This is a genomic window from Mycobacterium bulgaricum (assembly GCF_041287165.2).
Taxonomy (GTDB): Bacteria; Actinomycetota; Actinomycetes; order Mycobacteriales; family Mycobacteriaceae; genus Mycobacterium; species Mycobacterium bulgaricum.
In genome coordinates, this window is record NZ_JBGGKV020000001.1 from 830,560 (window position 1) to 846,568 (window position 16,009).

Consider the following 16,009-nt stretch of genomic DNA (forward strand, 5'->3'; position numbering starts at 1 on the left):
GTTGCTCAGGTGGCGGTCTCCGGAGTTTTCCGGGCCGCCATGTTCTCTTCGACCTCCTGCTGCCAGAGGTCGTAGGCGTGGGTGGTGTCGACTTCCTGCTCATAGCGGTCGGTCATGTCCGCGGTGACCTCGGCCGCGTCGACGTAGAACTGCTCGTACCAGCGCCGGTGTTGATAGACGGGACCGTCTTCCTCGGTGAGGAGCGGATTGTCGATGGGCGACTTGTTCTTCCAGATCTCGACATCCTCGAGGAACCCGTCCCCGAACGAGCGGTTCATCGCGGCAGCCAGCTTGGCCGCCTTGTCCGCGGGCAGACCCGGCATCTCCTGCACCGCCACACCCCACTGCAGCATGAACGAGTTGTGGGTGACGGGGTAGTGGCAGTTGATCAGTGCCACCTCGACCGTAAATCCGGGCGCCAGATCGTTGTGCAGCCAGTTGATCATGTAGGCAGGGCCGAAATAGGTCGCCTCGGAACGCAGATACGTTCCCTCCCAGAGCTTCTCGGGATTGGGGGTGAAATCGGGCCGCGGCTTCGACTCCATGAACTGACTGGCGGTATGGCCTTCGATGACGTTCTTGAAATACGTCGGGTAGGCGTGGTGGATGTAGAAGAAGTGCGCCATGTCGACGTTGTTGTCGACGATCTCGCGACAGTGCGCGCCCTCGATGAGGATCGAGCTCCACTGCCACGGTGACCAACGTCCCTCGTCGTAACCCTCGATGGTGGGCGGGATCAGTTCGGCCGGGGCAGCGGAATGCTCGGGGTCGTGCCACACGAGCAGCTGGCCGTTCACCTCGGTCGTCTGCCAGGCGCGGGTGCGGGCCAGGCGCGGCGTCCGCTTCGCGTACGGGACGAGCTTGCATCGTCCGTCGCCGCCCCAGCGCCAGTCGTGGAACGGGCAGGCCACCTCGTCACCTTTGACGGTGCCCTGGGCGAGGTTTCCGCCCATGTGACGGCAGTAGCCGTCGAGCACTTTGATCTCCCCCTGGGAGTCGGCGAACACCACCAGCATCGTGCCGAAGGCGTTGATGCCGTGGGGTTGCCCGTCGCGGAAGGATTCGGCCAGCCCGAGGCAGTGCCACCCGCGGGCGAACCGCGTCATGGCCTTGCCGGTGTCGATGTCGCGAATGGTCTCGGTCATATGGTGCGCTCCTTTGCGTCCAGCACGGCCAGGTGGCTGAAAACCATGCTGGTGCCGATCGGGTTGCCGCCGCCTGGGTAGGCGGTGCCGCTGGGTGCGGCCATCGTGTTGCCTGCTGCGTAGAGTCCCGGAATCACATTGTCCGCCGAGTCGAGGACCCGCGCTGCGGTATCGGTGCGCAATCCGCCTTTGGTGCCGAGGTCGGACACTCCGAACGCCGCGGCGTGGAACGGGCCCTTCTCGATCGCGTACAACGGCGGTGCGCCTCCGGGGAACGCCCGGTCGTACGCTTCGTCGCCACGGCCGAAGTCCTCGTCGGTTCCCTGCCGGACGAATTCGTTGAACCTCGCCACCGTGTCCACCAGATTGCGTGGGGGCACGCCGATCTCGGCGGCGAGCTCTTCGAGTGTGTCCGCGGTGCGCCACAACCCCGCGGCGACGTACTTCTCGGGCTCGACCATCGAGACATTCGTGGCCTTGACCGGTGGGATTAGCCCCTCGCTGTCGTCGTAGACCATCCAGAACGGCAGGCTGACCTTGCCTTCATCCATCGCCGCAAGCACGGCACGGCCGAGACGATCGTATGCTGCAGACTCGTTGACGAACCGTTCGCCGTGGTCGTCGACGAAGATGCCGCCGGTGAACCACAGCGCGAAGGCGGAGGTGCCGTCGGGGTGGGTCAGACCGGGCGACCACCATGCCTGGTCCATCAGATCGGTGTCGGCGCCGGCGGCGATCCCGGCCAGATGTGCGAGCCCGCGATTCCCGGGCGGGCCCATGGTGTCCCGCGAACTGCCGGGCACTCCGTAGAGCGCCCGCATCTCGTCATTGTGCTCGAAACCGCCTGCCGCCAACAGGACTCCGCGCCGTGCTCGAATGCGGGTGCGCTTCTCGTCCGACTCGACGACGGCACCGGTGACCGCGCCGTCCTCGACGACGAGCTCGACAAGGGCGGTGTTCAACCGCGCCGACGAGTTCGGGTGTCGTGCCGCGGCGGCGAGCAATCGTGCGACCAGCGCCCGCCCGCCGACGAAATAGTCGTCGGGCTGCGGTGCTCCGAGCCGATCAGCGTCAAGCGGACCCCGGACTGCTTCACGGAGCTCCGGCGCCGCAGCCACTTTGAGCGGCTTGGCCGCGATGTGGCGCATGCCGTCGGCGCGTGCTTTGGGCGCCTTGCCGAAGTAGTCGGGCCACGGCAGCAGCGAGAACGCAAGCAGCTCATCGGTTTCCAGGTACTCGATCAGCCGGGCTCCGGTACGGACGTAGGTCTCCTGAAGTGCCCGCGGCGTGCGGTCACCGACCACAGCGGTGTAGTACTCAAGAGCGTCCTCGATGGTGTCGTCGGCACCGGCGCGCTGCAGGACGGGATTGCACGGGAACCACATTCCGCCGCCGCCCGAGTACGCGGTGGTGCCGCCGAACTTCTCGGTCGCTTCGACAAGGATCACCTCGAGTCCTTCGCGGGCCGCGGTGTAGGCGCCCGTCACCCCTCCGGCGCCGGAGCCCACGACGAGGATGTCGGTGGTCTCATCCCAGACTGACATGGTGGTCCCTTCCGTGCGTGGCGAATTCCGCGTCCAGCGCCGCGCGGTCGTCATCGGTCATCCGCCGGTATTCGGGCCGGCCACGGCCCTCCCAGCGGTAGACGGCTTCGTCGGTGTGCCAGCGCTGCGCCTGCAGTTCGCGCTTGAGGACTTTGTTCGATCCCGTGGCGGGCAGGTTTGCCGACACCCGCAACAATCGTGGAATACCTTTGGTGCCGAGGTCTTCCTGGTCGCAGAGGTAGGCGGCGAACGCGTCGACGTCGAACGACGCCGGGTCGGGGACCTCGAGGGCGGCCATCACCTGATCACCCGACCGCGGGTCGGGAACGCCGTAAACGCCGGCCGTGATGACCGCGGGATGGCGGCGCAGCACCCGTTCGATGGTCAACGCCGAGGTGTTCTCGCCGTCCACGCGGATCCAGTCGCCGCGGCGTCCGGCGAAGTACAGAAAGCCCGCGTCGTCGACGTAGCCAAGATCACCCGACCAGTACCAGCCGTTGCGTACCCGCTCGGCGTCGGCGGTGTCGTTGCGGTAGTAGCCCTCGAAATCTCTGGCCCCCCGCCGGTCCACGATCTCGCCGATCGCCTCGTCGGGGTTGAGGATCCTGCCCTGGGGGTCGAGAATGGCTGTCGCACAGGTCTTCAGCGTCTCGGGATCTACGACCATCACATCGTCATGCGCGGGTCTGCCGAGGGCCGTGGGCGGCGCTGCGGGGTCCGGGGTCGCCACCGCGCCGCCCTCGCTGGAGCCATAGCCCTCGAAGAGTTCGGCGTGGAAGCGGCGGCGGAACTCGGTCTGATCCTCCGGGGAGGCCTCGGTGCCGAACCCCCGAACCAGCGGATTGTCGGCGTCATCGGGTTGCTCGGGCGTGGCCATCAGATACGCCAGCGCCTTGCCGACATAGGTGAAGAACGTGGCGCCGAAGTACCGGACGTCGGGAAGGAACCGCGATGCGGAGAACGCCGGGGTGAGGCAGACGGTGGCACCGTTGGCGAGCGCCGGTGCCCACAGCGCCATCAGCGCGTTGCCGTGGAACAGCGGCATGCAGCAGTAGTCGACGTCCCCGCGGTGGTGGCCGAACTTGTCGGTGGCCGTGTAGGCGATGCGGGCGAGGCGGCCCTGGCTGCACTTGACGGCTTTCGATGTGCCCGTGGTTCCTGACGTGAACAACAGGAGGAACAGCGAATTAGCGTCGGCGTCCACCGCCGCGGCGGGCTCGCCGCGGCGGTGGACGCCGAGCCTGCGCTGGTACTCCGGGTCGTCGACGACGAGTAACCGATCGGGGGACACGCCGTGGTCGAGAGCGTGCAGGCGCTGTGCGCCGGCGGTGTCGGTGACGATCAGCTGACAGTCGGCGTGCCGGATGTCGGCGGCCAGATCCGCGGCGCCGCGGGTGGGGTTGAGCCCGACAATCGTGGCAGAGGCCAGGGCGGCGCCGCCGAGCCAGAAGACGAAATCAGGCACGTTCTCGAGCAGGACGCCGATGTGAAGGGGGCCGAGTCCGTTGTCGTGCAACGCGTGTGCCAGCGATGCCCGCGCCGCAGATTCGCCGACGACCTCATCCCAGGTCCAGTCCTGTTCTCGGGTGCGCAGGCCCAGGTGCTCGTCGCCGATGCGGTCGAGCAGCATCGTGGCGATGTCGTCGCGGCGCGTGGCGCTCATGGCCGGGCGATCTTGTGGACGGGATCGTCGCAGTCTGTCCCTTCGGCCGACAGCCGGCGTTTGAGGACCTTGAAGGTCTCGGTGCGGGGCAACTCCGTGGCTGTGCGGACGTACTTGGGCCACTGCTTGGGTCCGAGATCGGTTTGCGCACCGAGAAAGTCGGTGAAGGCATCCGGGTCGAAGGCGATGTCGGCCGGCAGGACGAGAGCCGCCATCACCTGGTCGCCGACAGCGGGGTCGGGAATCGGGTACACCGCGGCCTCCGTCACCCCGGGGAAACGCATCAGGATGCGTTCGATCGGTGCGGTGCCGAGATTCTCGCCGTCGACGCGCATCCAGTCGCCGAGTCTGCCCGCGAAGTACGCGAAGCCGTTCTCGTCGCGATAGGCCAGATCACCGCTGTGGTAGACACCGCCGCGCATCCGATCCTCTTCGGCCTTCGGATCCCGATAGTAACCCCGGAACTGGCCCGGCCCTTTGGTGTTCACCAGTTCGCCGATCACGCCGGGAGGACATTCGGCGCCGGTTTCGACGTCGAGAATGGTCACCCCGCCCACCAGGGGACCCAGGGCACCCTCAGGGGTGTCGGGTGTCCTCGCGATGGACACGCCGCCCTCGCTGGAACCGAATCCGTCGACGACCTGCACCCCGAACCTTTCCGCGAACCGGCTCAGATCCCGTGGTGCACCCTCGTTTCCGTAGGCCACTCGCAGTGGGTTGTCGGCATCGTCAGGCTTCGGAGGGGTGGCAAGAATGTAGGACAGCGGCTTGCCGACGTAGTTGGCGTACGTCGCGCCGAAGCGACGGGTGTCCGGGATGAATTGCGACGCGGAGAACCTGCGACGCAGAGCGATCGACGCACCGGCCGCGACTCCGGGCGCCCAGCCGGCCATGATCGCGTTCGAATGGAACAGCGGCATCGACAGATAGCAGGTGTCCGACGGGCCGAGCCCGAACCGCTCCGCGAGCATGACCCCGGGAAAGGCCACCTTCTCGTGGGTGCACCGCACAGCCTTCGGGTCACCGCTCGTCCCGGAGGTGAAGATCAGCATGAACAGGTCGTCGGGGTCGGCGGACCTGAAACTGACAGCGGCATCTGCGTGAGCGGCGAGTTCGTCACGGAACTGAGGTGATTCGACGTCGATCGACGCGACGGCGTCCTGGGAGTTCTCCCGGTCGGCCAGCACGAGTTGGCAATCGGCGTGCGCGATGTCGCGGAGCAGGGCCTCGCCGCGCCGGGTCGGATTGAGTCCGACCGGCACGATGCCCGACAGCGCCGCCGCCACCAAAACGGTGCCGAAGAACGGTGTGTTGCCCAACAACACACCGACATGCGGCGGGCGGTCCCCGTCGAGCCGCGCCCGCAACGCCGCGGCCAGGGCCGCGCCATCGCGAATATGGTTGCGCCAACTGACGAACGACGTGGCGTCCGTGTCAGGGTCCACCCACTGCACACCGCGGTCGTCGACCTCGGTGAGGGCCGAAAGCAGCGACGAGACGGTCGGCACCGGCTGTGTCAGGCTGGGGTGTCGGCGAGTTCGCGGCCGATGCGCAGCAGCTGCCCTGTCGCCCCGCCGAGTGCGAACTCTGTCTGTTTGGCGGCCAGGAAGTACCGGTGCACCGGATGGTCGGTGTCGATGCCGACTCCGCCGTGGACGTGCACCGTGGTGTGCGCGACGCGGTGGCCCGCCTCGGCCGCCCAGAACGCGGCGCTGGCCACATCGACGTCGGCAGGCAGGTCCTCGGAGAGCCGCCACGCAGCCTGCGTCAATGTCAGGCGCAGGCCCTTGATGTCGATGTAGCCGTCGGCCAGCCGCGACGACACGGCCTGGAAGCTGCCGATCGGACGGTCGAACTGTTCGCGCTCGCGCGCGTAGGCCGCCGTCATTTCCAGCGCGCGCTCCACAACACCGAGCTGATAGGCGCTGCGGGCCAGCGCATTCCGCGTCACCAGCCAGTCGAAGACCTCGGCACCGCCGACCCGGCGGTCCGCGCCGACGCTGACACCCTGCAGTTCCAGCGCGCCGACACTGCCGTGCCCGGTCGTGTCGAGCGCTGTGACAGAGACACCGGCGTCACTCGCGGCGACCAGGAAAACCGCCAGGCCGGAATCCGTCTCCGCCGGAACCAGGAACGCGTCGGCGCTGGCCGCGAACGCCACCTGGGTCCTGGTGCCCGTCAGCGTGAAGCCGTCACCGCTGCCCTGGGCCCGCACCGGTCCCTCGCCCATCTCGCCGTCGAGCGCGATGGCGATGATCGTGTCGCCCTTAATGGCGGGCGCCGCCCACTCCTGCTGCAGCGACTCGGAGCCGAACTTGGCGAGAGTCCCGGCGCCGAGCACCACCGATTCGAGATACGGAACCGCGGCGAGCTGGCGACCGAGGGCGACCAGCACGGCGACCTCTTCCAGCACTCCGAAACCGCCGCCTCCCAACGATTCCGGGGATGTCGTCGACAGGATGTCGGCGTCGATCAGCTTGCCCCACAGCGTCCTGTCGAAACGCTCGTCGAGCCCGTCGAGCTCGCGCTGACGCTCCGGTGTGGACACCGATTCGGTGATCGTGCGCACCAGACCGCCAAGGTCTTCACTGGCTTCGGTCGTCTTGAAATCCATGGTTGAGTCCCTCTACCGGTTCACTCGGGGCAGGCCGAGCGCGACCATGCCGATGATGTCGCGCTGAATTTCGTTGGTACCGCCACCGAACGTCAGGATCAGGCAGGACCGGTGCATGCGTTCGATGCGGCCCCGCAGCAGCGCACCGGGGGAATTCGTCCGCAGCGTCGCGGCGGTGCCCAGCACCTCCATCAGCAGCCGGTACGCCTCGGTCGCGAGTTCCGTCCCGTACACCTTGGCCGCGGATGCGTCGGCCGGTGACGGCGCGACGTCGTCTGCGGAAGCGAGCTCCCAGTTGATGAGCTTGAGCACCTCGGCCTTGGCGTGCACCCGGGCCAGGTTCAGCTGCACCCACTCGGAGTCGATGAGCCGGTTGCCGTGGGCGTCCTTGGTGTTCTGGGCCCACTCGCGAACACTGTTGAGCGCGAGGAAGATCGGCTGCGCCGACACCAGGGCGACGCGTTCGTGGTTGAGCTGGTTGGTGACGAGCTTCCAGCCGCCGTTCTCCTCGCCGACCAGTGCCGTCTTCGGCACCCGCACGTCCTGGTAATAGGTGGCGCTGGTGTCGACGCCGGCCATGGTGTGCACCGGCGTCCAGGAGAAACCCTCGGCTGTGGTCGGCACGATCAGCATCGAGATGCCACGGTGCTTCTTGGCCTCGGGGTTGGTGCGTACGGCCAGCCACACATAGTCGGCGTAGGCGATCAGGCTCGTCCACATCTTCTGGCCGTTGATCACGTAGTCGTCGCCGTCGTGCACCGCGGTGGTGCGCAGCGACGCGAGGTCGGTACCTGCGCCCGGCTCCGAATAGCCGATCGAGAAATGCAGCTCTCCCGCCGCGATCTTCGGCAGGAAGAACTTCTTCTGCTCGTCGGTACCGAAGTGCATGATCGTCGGCGCGACGCTGTTGATGGTCAGGAACGGCACCGGCACGTTCGCGATGGCGGCCTCGTCGTTGAAGATCAGGCTCTCCATCGGCGTGCGCTCCTGGCCGCCGTACTCCTTGGGCCAGTTGAGCGTCAACCACCCATCCTTGCCCATCTGCTGCACGGTCTCGCGGTAGACGTTGCCGCGGCCCATCTCGCCGTCGCTGGCGGCCAACGCCTCGGCGCGCTCGGGCGTCATGAGCTTGGTGAAGTACGCACGCAGTTCGCGACGCAACTCCTCCTGTTCAGGGGTGTAGCCGATACGCATCGCGTCGTCCTCACTTATCTGCGAGCCTTGATTCGAAGGTGCCTGTTCCAGCCCTCGGTTCCTCCCCGGTTGTAACACGTTCTAGTCTTGGGGTCCAGGGTGCTGCGACACTGGGTGCCCGGCAAGATCGGACCAACAGCCCGGACCGACAGGAGAGACTCATGCGAGTGGAAGTGGATCGTGACCGTTGCGAAGGCAACGCGGTGTGTGTCGGAATAGCCCCCGACCTGTTCGACCTCGATGACGACGACTACGCCGTCGTCAAGGCCGATCCCGTACCCGCAGAAGAGGAGGCGGTGGCCGAACAGTCCATCGCCGAGTGCCCCCGAGCCGCCCTGATCCGACACGACTAGAGGTATTAGTACTTTGTCTGACATTGATCTGTCCGGCCACGTCGCCGTCGTCACCGGAGCCGCCGCCGGCCTCGGCCGCGCGGAGGCCATCGGGCTCGCCAAGGCGGGCGCGACCGTCGTGGTCAACGACATCGCCCCGGCGCTCGACAAGTCCGACGTCCTCGACGAGATCTCCTCGGCGGGCGCCAAGGGCGTCGCGGTTGCCGGCGACATCAGCGAGCGCTCGACCGCCGACGAGCTGGTCGAGACCGCCGACGGGCTCGGTGGGCTCGCGATCGTCGTCAACAACGCAGGCATCACCCGCGACCGCATCCTGTTCAACATGACCGACGAGGAGTGGGACGCCGTCATCGCGGTCCACCTGCGGGGCCACTTCCTGCTGACCCGCAACGCTGCCACCTACTGGCGGTCGAAGGCCAAGGCCGGGGACGGCCAGATCTATGGGCGGATCATCAACACGTCGTCCGAGGCCGGCCTGTCCGGCCCGGTCGGGCAGCCCAATTACGGCGCAGCCAAGGCCGGCATCACCGCGCTGACGCTGTCGGCGGCGCGCGCCCTCGGCCGCTTCGGAGTGCGGGCGAACGCCATCGCGCCGCGAGCGCGAACGGCCATGACGGCCGGGGTGTTCGGCGATGCCCCGGAGCTGTCCGACGGCGCCGTCGATCCGCTGTCCCCGGAGCACGTCGTGAACCTGGTCCGATTCTTAGCTTCTCCGGCTGCGGAAGGGGTCAACGGACAGCTCTTCATCGTTTATGGTCCGACGGTGACCCTCATTGCGGCTCCGACGGCGGAGCGGCAATTCAGTGCGGACGGCGACGCCTGGGATCCCTCGGCGCTGTCCGACGAATTGAAGAATTACTTTGCTGACCGCGATCCCGAAAAGAGTTTCTCGGCATCGATGGGGCTGGGCGATCGAGACTGACAGTCTTGGTTGTCATGCCCGCCAGGCGGTTAGAACACGTTCTAGGATGACCTACGTCACAGTGGCTTTGAACAGCGCAAATATAACAATTTGAGGCGTTTCCGCCGTTCTTTGACACTGCGAACACGTTCTAGTTAATATGATGCGGCTCACTAAGAGCGCTGCTTAACACAGGGGTGGGAACAGAACGCGGACCGCTAGTGCCGGGCAATTCGCCACAGGTCGGTACGCGGGCATGCACTTCCCACCCCGTCCCGAGAACGGAGCCGAGGTTGATCGAAACGCTTGCGGCGCCTGCGCGGGCCGTAGGCGGGTTCGTCGAAATGTCCCTGGACACTTTCGTCAAAACCTTCCGTCGCCCCTTTCAGTTCCGGGAATTCCTCGAACAGACCTGGATGATCGCCCGCGTCTCGTTGGTGCCGACACTTCTGGTCGCGATCCCGTTCACGGTGCTGGTGGCCTTCACGCTGAACATCCTGCTGCGGGAGATCGGCGCGGCCGACCTTTCGGGCGCGGGAACCGCGTTCGGCACGATCACCCAGCTGGGGCCGGTGGTGACGGTGCTCGTCGTCGCGGGCGCGGGCGCCACCGCGATCTGCGCCGACCTCGGAGCGCGCACCATCCGCGAGGAGATCGACGCGATGCGGGTGCTGGGCATCGATCCCATCCAGCGTCTGGTCGTGCCGCGTGTCCTGGCGTCGACGTTCGTCGCCCTGCTGCTCAACGGGCTGGTCTGCCTCATCGGCCTGTCCGGCGGTTACGTCTTCTCCGTGTTCCTGCAGGGCGTGAATCCCGGCGCGTTCATCAACGGACTCACTGTGCTCACCGGCCTGCCCGAGCTGATCCTCGCCGAGATCAAGGCCCTGCTGTTCGGTGTGGTCGCGGGTCTCGTCGGCTGCTATCGCGGCCTCACCGTCAAGGGCGGGCCCAAGGGTGTCGGTAACGCCGTCAACGAGACGGTCGTCTACGCGTTCATCTGCCTGTTCGTGATCAACGTGATCATGACGGCGATCGGCGTCCGGGTGTTGGTCAAATGAGTTACGACGCCACGGTCCGATTCCGCCGCCTGTTCCGCGGCGTGCCCAAGATCGTCGACGGAGTCGGCGAGCAGGCACTGTTCTATGGGGAGTCGATCCGCTACATCCCCAACGCGGTGACCCGGTATCGCAAGGAGACGATCCGTCTCATCGCCGAGATGACCATGGGCACGGGCGCACTCGTGATGATCGGCGGCACGGTCGGCGTCGCCGCGTTCATGACGCTGGCCTCCGGTGGCGTCATCGCCGTGCAGGGCTACTCCTCGCTCGGCAACATCGGTATCGAGGCGCTCACCGGCTTCCTGTCGGCGTTCCTCAACGTCCGCATCGTGGCCCCGGTGATCGCAGGCATCGCTCTGGCGGCGACCATCGGAGCAGGCGCGACGGCGCAGCTGGGCGCGATGCGCGTGGCCGAGGAGATCGATGCCGTCGAATCGATGGCGGTGCACTCGGTGTCGTACCTGGTGTCCACGCGGCTGATGGCCGGGCTCATCGCGATCGTCCCGTTGTACGCACTCTCGGTGCTGGCCGCGTTCTTCGCGGCGCGGTTCACCACGGTCTACATCAACGGGCAGTCCGCCGGTCTGTACGACCATTACTTCAACACGTTCCTGATCCCGAGCGATCTGCTGTGGTCGTTCCTACAGGCCATCGTCATGTCGATCGCGGTGATGCTCGTGCACACCTACTACGGCTACAACGCCTCGGGTGGCCCCGTGGGCGTGGGCATCGCCGTCGGACAGGCGGTGCGCACCTCGCTGATCGTGGTCGTGACGATCGTGCTGTTCATCTCTCTCGCCGTCTACGGCGCGTCCGGCAACTTCAATCTCTCGGGATAGGCGGGATTCCATGGCCGACGGTGACGCCAAGCGCAGCCACGTGAGGATTGCTGCGGCGATTCTCGCTGCGCTGGTGCTCGTCGCCGCGGTCTTCACCTACCTGTCCTACACGGCGGCGTTCACCTCGACCGACACCGTGACGGTGCTGTCCCCACGGGCCGGCCTGGTCATGGAAGACAAGGCCAAGGTCAAGTACCGCGGCATCCAGGTCGGCGAGGTCGAGTCGATCGAGTACGCGGGCAACCAGGCGAAGCTGACGCTGGCCATCCGTAGCGGCGAGCTGCGCTACATCCCGTCGAACGCGCCCGTGCGGATCGCGGGCACCACCATCTTCGGGGCCAAGGCCGTCGAGTTCCTTCCCCCGGAGGATCCGAAGCCCACGGCGCTGGAGTCCGGCGCCGAGGTCAGGGCCGAGGACGTCCAGCTCGAAGTCAACACGCTGTTCCAGACCCTGACCGACGTGCTGCAGAAGATCGACCCGATCAACCTCAACGCCACCCTGTCCGCGCTCGGCGAGGGACTGCGCGGCAACGGCGACGACGTCGGTGAATTGATGTCGGGTCTGAACACGTATCTGGCGCAGCTCAATCCGAAGCTCCCGACGGTGCAGCAGGACCTGCGTCAGGCCGCCGACGTCGCGAACATCTACGCCGACGCCGCCCCCGATCTGGTCCGGATCCTCGAGAACGCGCCGCAACTCTCGCAGACCATCGTCGACGAGGAGGACAACCTCAACGCGACGCTGCTGGCCGCGACCGGTCTCGCTAACAACGGCACCGCGACGCTGGAACCCGCCGCCGACAACTACATCGCCGCCATCCAGCGGCTGCGCGCCCCGTTGAAGGTGGCCGGCGAATACTCTCCGGTGATTCCGTGCGTGCTCAAGGGCACCGCCAACGCGATCGACCGTTTCGCGCCGGTCATCGGAGGCACCCGCCCCGGTCTCTTCGTGTCGTCCAGCTTCATCCCCGGTGCGCCTGCCTACACCTACCCGGAGAGCCTGCCCATCGTGAACGCGTCCGGCGGGCCGAATTGCCGTGGCCTGCCCGATGTTCCGAGCAAGCAGTTCGGCGGCAGCTGGTACCGCACGCCGTTCCTGGTGACCGACAACGCCTACGTTCCCTACCAGCCGAACACCGAGTTGCAGTTCGACGCACCGTCGACGCTGCAGTTCCTGTTCAACGGCGCTTACGCAGAGAGGGACGACTTCTAGTGAATCACCGCCGTACCCTCGTCAACGTCTCGGTCTTCACCGTCGTCATGCTGTTGGTGGCGGGCATGCTCGTCGTGATCTTCGGTGAATTCCGGTTCGGCTCCGACGAGAAGTACCATGCGACCTTCTCCGACGCGTCCCGCCTGAAGGGCGGCCAGGACGTCCGCATCGCGGGTGTGCCCGTGGGCACCGTCGAGGACATCTCCCTCAATCCCGACAACACCGTCGACGTCGCGTTCACGGTGAACAAGAAGTACCAGCTCTACACCTCGACCAAGGCGGTCGTGCGCTACGAGAACCTGGTCGGTGACCGATACCTCGAGATCACCTCGGGGCCCGGCGATCTCGTCAAGCTCCCGCGCGGCGGCACCATCACCAACACCGAAGCGGCCCTCGACCTCGACGCGCTGCTCGGTGGTCTGAGGCCCGTTCTGAAAGGCCTCGACGGCGACAAGATCAACGAGATCAGCAACGCGGTCATCGAACTTCTCCAGGGCCAGGGCGGTGCGCTGTCGAGCATGCTCTCCAGCACCAGCGCGTTCACGCAGAACCTCGCCGCCCGTGACCAACTGATCGGTGACGTCATCACGAACCTGAACACCGTGCTGGGCACCGTCGACGAGAAAGGCGCCGAGTTCGACGCCAGCGTCGACCGCCTGCAGCAGCTGCTGACCGGACTGGCCGAAGGGCGCGACCCCATTGCCGGAGCCATCGGACCGCTGGCCCAGGCAGAGGTCGACCTCACCGAGATGCTGCAGGAATCGCGCAGGCCGGTGCAGGGCGTCATCGAGAACGCACGTCCGCTGGCGCAGCGTCTGGACGAGCGCAAGGACGACGTCAACAAAGTGATCGAGCCGCTGGCGGAGAACTATCTGCGTCTCAACGCGCTCGGCGCCTACGGAGCCTTCTTCAACATCTACTACTGCTCCATCCGCATGAAGATCAACGGCCCGGCGGGCAGCGACATCCTGATCCCGTTCGGTGGACCGCCCGATCCGTCGAAGGGGAGGTGTTCCGAAGATGGCTAGGCCTGGACCCAGAGACTCGAGTAACCCGCTCCGCACCGGGATCTTCGGCATCGTGCTGGTCACGTGCCTGGTGTTGGTGTCGTTCGGCTACGCCAACCTGCCGTTCATGCCGCAGGGCAAGAACTACGAGGCGTTCTTCACCGACGCGGGCGGCATCACGCCCGGCAATGACGTCAACGTGTCCGGCATCAAGGTCGGCAAGGTGACCGGTGTCGCGCTGGCCGGCGACGCGGCCAAGGTGACCTTCACGGTGGACCGGAGTGTGCGCGTCGGCGACCAGTCGCTGGTGTCGATCAAGACCGACACCGTGCTGGGCGAGAAGTCGCTCGCCGTCACCCCGAAGGGCAGCGGGTCGGAGACGTCGATCCCGTTGGGACGCACGACGACTCCGTACACGCTGAATACCGCGCTGCAGGATCTGGGTCAGAACGCGAGTGAACTCGACAAGCCGCGCTTCGAGATGGCGCTGCAGACCCTGACGGACTCGTTGCGCGATGCGACGCCGCACCTGCGCAGCGCGCTGCAGGGCGTCACCGACCTGTCCCGCAGCCTCAACAAGCGCGACGAGGCGCTGGAGCAGCTGCTCGGGCACGCCAAGCGGGTGTCGGACCTGCTCGCCCAGCGGGCCGGTCAGGTCAACCAGTTGATCGTCGACGGCAACCTGCTTTTCGCCGCGCTCGACGAACGTCGCCAGGCGCTGAGCAACCTGATCGCGGGCATCGACGATGTCTCCGAGCAACTTTCGGGGTTCGTGGCGGACAACAAGGTGGAGTTCGGCCCCGCGCTGGAGAAGCTCAATCTCGTGATGGACAACCTGCTCGAGCGGCGCGAACACATCGGCGAGGCGCTCAAGCGCCTGCCGCCGTACGCGACGGCGCTCGGCGAGGTGGTGGGTTCGGGCTCCGGCTTCAACATCAACCTGTACGGTCTGCCCCCGGCATCCCTCGCCGAGGTGCTGCTCGACTCCTACTTCCAACCCGGCAAGTTGCCGGACAGCCTCGCCGACTACCTGCGCGGGTTCATCTCCGAGCGCATGATCATCAGGCCGAAGTCGCCATGAGCCAGAACATTTCACAGAACCGCACACTGCGGGCCGTGGTGGCCGTGGTGCTGGTGGCCGTGCTCGCCATCGGCGCCTACCTCGTGTGGCCGTCGCGCACCGGCAACAAGGTCGTCGCGTACTTCGAGTCCGCGGTGGGCCTCTACTCCGGGGATGAGGTACGCATCATCGGTGTGCCGGTCGGAAGCATCGATTCGATCGAGCCGCGCGCGACCGACGTCAAGATCACGATGTCGATCGACGACGGCGTCAAGGTGCCCGAGAACGCGCAGGCGCTCATCATCGCGCCGAACCTGGTGGCCGCCAGGTTCATCCAGCTGACGCCCGCCTACACCGGCGGTGCGGTGATGGCCGACGGCGCCGAGATCGGTCCGGATCGGACCGCGGTGCCCGTGGAGTGGGACGAGGTCAAGGAGCAACTGACGGAGCTGAGCGCCCAGCTCGGGCCGCAGCAGGGTTCGGTGCAGGGGCCGCTCACCCAGTTCGTCAACCAGGCGGCCGACACCTTCGACGGGAACGGCGACACCTTCCGCCAGGCCATTCGCGAGCTGTCGCAAACGACCGGGCGCCTGGGAGATTCGCGCGTCGACCTGTTCGGCACGATTCGCAATCTGCAGGTTCTCGTCGACGCGCTGTCGAACAGCAACGAGCAGATCGTCCAGTTCACCAACCACGTCGCGTCGGTGTCGCAGGTGCTCGCCGACAGCGCGACCGATCTGGACAACACGTTGGGCACGCTCAACCAGGCGCTCGGCGACGTCCGCGGCCTCCTGAACGAGAACAACGAGGCGCTGATCGACCAGGTCGCCAAACTGGCGGATTTCACGCAGATCCTGACCGATCACAGCGACGACATCGAGCAGGTTCTCCACGTCACCCCCAACGGCCTGTCGAACTTCTACAACATCTACAACCCCGCGCAGGGCACCGTCGGCGGGCTGCTGTCGCTGCCGAACTTCGGCAACCCCGTGCAGTTCATCTGCGGCGGCACCTTCGATGTCGGTGCCTCACCGGACAACTACAAGCGTGCCGAGATCTGCAGGCAGCGCATGGGTCCGGTGTTCAAGCGCATCGCGATGAACTACCCGCCGGTGCTGTTCCACCCGATCAACAGCATCACCGCCTACAAGGGGCAGGTCATCTACGACACTCCCGCGACCGAAGCGAAGGCCGAGACGCCCGTGCCGTACCTGCAATGGCAGAACGCGCCCGGCGTCACCCCGCCCGTGATCCCGCCCGATGCCGACCTCGCGTCGCTGTTGTTGCCGCCGGCGCCTGAGGCCGAGCCCGGTGCGGCCGCAGCGCAAGGGTCCTCCTCGCACGTCGGTGGACCGGAAACCGTTGCGCCAGGCGCGGTCCCGGTTCCTGCGCCGGCCCCGGGAGGTGCAGTCGGATGA

General features: G+C 66.5%; 14 protein-coding genes. 8 read left to right on the top strand and 6 right to left on the bottom strand.

Annotation, left to right across the window (positions count from 1 at the left end):
* Positions 1-5: 5 nt before the first annotated feature.
* From ACAG24_RS04075 to ACAG24_RS04100, 6 genes are read right to left on the bottom strand one after another with little or no spacing between them, the layout of a single operon-like run.
* Entirely contained in the window at positions 6-1,145 is a 1,140-nt protein-coding gene (locus ACAG24_RS04075) for a 3-ketosteroid-9-alpha-monooxygenase, oxygenase component (protein ID WP_370471385.1), read from the bottom strand.
* Entirely contained in the window at positions 1,142-2,689 is a 1,548-nt protein-coding gene (locus ACAG24_RS04080; RefSeq protein ID WP_370471386.1) for an FAD-binding protein, read from the bottom strand. The genes ACAG24_RS04075 and ACAG24_RS04080 overlap by 4 nt, the downstream gene beginning before the upstream one ends.
* Complete coding sequence (casI, locus tag ACAG24_RS04085) at positions 2,673-4,352, bottom strand: steroid-22-oyl-CoA synthetase (protein WP_370471387.1); 1,680 nt, start codon at positions 4,350-4,352, stop codon at positions 2,673-2,675. Before casI ends, ACAG24_RS04080 begins: the two co-directional genes overlap by 17 nt.
* Positions 4,349-5,860: a long-chain-fatty-acid--CoA ligase FadD17 gene (gene fadD17, locus ACAG24_RS04090; protein WP_445206163.1), complete on the bottom strand. Its 1,512-nt coding sequence runs from the start codon at positions 5,858-5,860 to the stop codon at positions 4,349-4,351. The genes casI and fadD17 overlap by 4 nt, the downstream gene beginning before the upstream one ends.
* A gap of 8 nt (positions 5,861-5,868) precedes the next feature.
* Positions 5,869-6,966: an acyl-CoA dehydrogenase family protein gene (locus tag ACAG24_RS04095; RefSeq protein WP_370471388.1), complete on the bottom strand. Its 1,098-nt coding sequence runs from the start codon at positions 6,964-6,966 to the stop codon at positions 5,869-5,871.
* Positions 6,967-6,978: 12 nt separating this feature from the next.
* On the bottom strand, positions 6,979-8,160 hold the full coding sequence (locus ACAG24_RS04100; RefSeq protein WP_370471389.1) for an acyl-CoA dehydrogenase family protein: 1,182 nt from the start codon (positions 8,158-8,160) through the stop codon (positions 6,979-6,981).
* A gap of 161 nt (positions 8,161-8,321) precedes the next feature.
* On the opposite strand from ACAG24_RS04100, the gene ACAG24_RS04105 reads away from it, so the two are divergent.
* The 8 genes from ACAG24_RS04105 to ACAG24_RS04140 all read left to right on the top strand — a co-directional run bounded on the left by ACAG24_RS04105 (position 8,322) and on the right by ACAG24_RS04140 (position 16,009).
* Positions 8,322-8,513 (top strand): ferredoxin, encoded by a 192-nt coding sequence (locus ACAG24_RS04105; RefSeq protein WP_370471390.1) that lies wholly within the window; start codon positions 8,322-8,324, stop codon positions 8,511-8,513.
* 13 nt (positions 8,514-8,526) lie between these two features.
* On the top strand, positions 8,527-9,435 hold the full coding sequence (locus tag ACAG24_RS04110; RefSeq protein ID WP_445206164.1) for a 3-oxoacyl-ACP reductase: 909 nt from the start codon (positions 8,527-8,529) through the stop codon (positions 9,433-9,435).
* A 272-nt stretch (positions 9,436-9,707) separates the two neighbouring features.
* On the top strand, positions 9,708-10,472 hold the full coding sequence (locus tag ACAG24_RS04115; RefSeq protein ID WP_370471391.1) for an MlaE family ABC transporter permease: 765 nt from the start codon (positions 9,708-9,710) through the stop codon (positions 10,470-10,472).
* Positions 10,469-11,311, top strand: coding sequence for an MlaE family ABC transporter permease (locus ACAG24_RS04120; protein ID WP_278038986.1), 843 nt, complete (start codon positions 10,469-10,471; stop codon positions 11,309-11,311). The genes ACAG24_RS04115 and ACAG24_RS04120 overlap by 4 nt, the downstream gene beginning before the upstream one ends.
* A gap of 10 nt (positions 11,312-11,321) precedes the next feature.
* Positions 11,322-12,524 (top strand): MCE family protein, encoded by a 1,203-nt coding sequence (locus ACAG24_RS04125; protein ID WP_370471392.1) that lies wholly within the window; start codon positions 11,322-11,324, stop codon positions 12,522-12,524.
* Positions 12,524-13,552 (top strand): MCE family protein, encoded by a 1,029-nt coding sequence (locus tag ACAG24_RS04130; protein ID WP_370471393.1) that lies wholly within the window; start codon positions 12,524-12,526, stop codon positions 13,550-13,552. The genes ACAG24_RS04125 and ACAG24_RS04130 overlap by 1 nt, the downstream gene beginning before the upstream one ends.
* Positions 13,545-14,612: an MCE family protein gene (locus tag ACAG24_RS04135; RefSeq protein ID WP_370471394.1), complete on the top strand. Its 1,068-nt coding sequence runs from the start codon at positions 13,545-13,547 to the stop codon at positions 14,610-14,612. The genes ACAG24_RS04130 and ACAG24_RS04135 overlap by 8 nt, the downstream gene beginning before the upstream one ends.
* Positions 14,609-16,009, top strand: a complete 1,401-nt coding sequence (locus ACAG24_RS04140; RefSeq protein WP_370471395.1) for an MCE family protein — start codon at positions 14,609-14,611, stop codon at positions 16,007-16,009. Before ACAG24_RS04135 ends, ACAG24_RS04140 begins: the two co-directional genes overlap by 4 nt.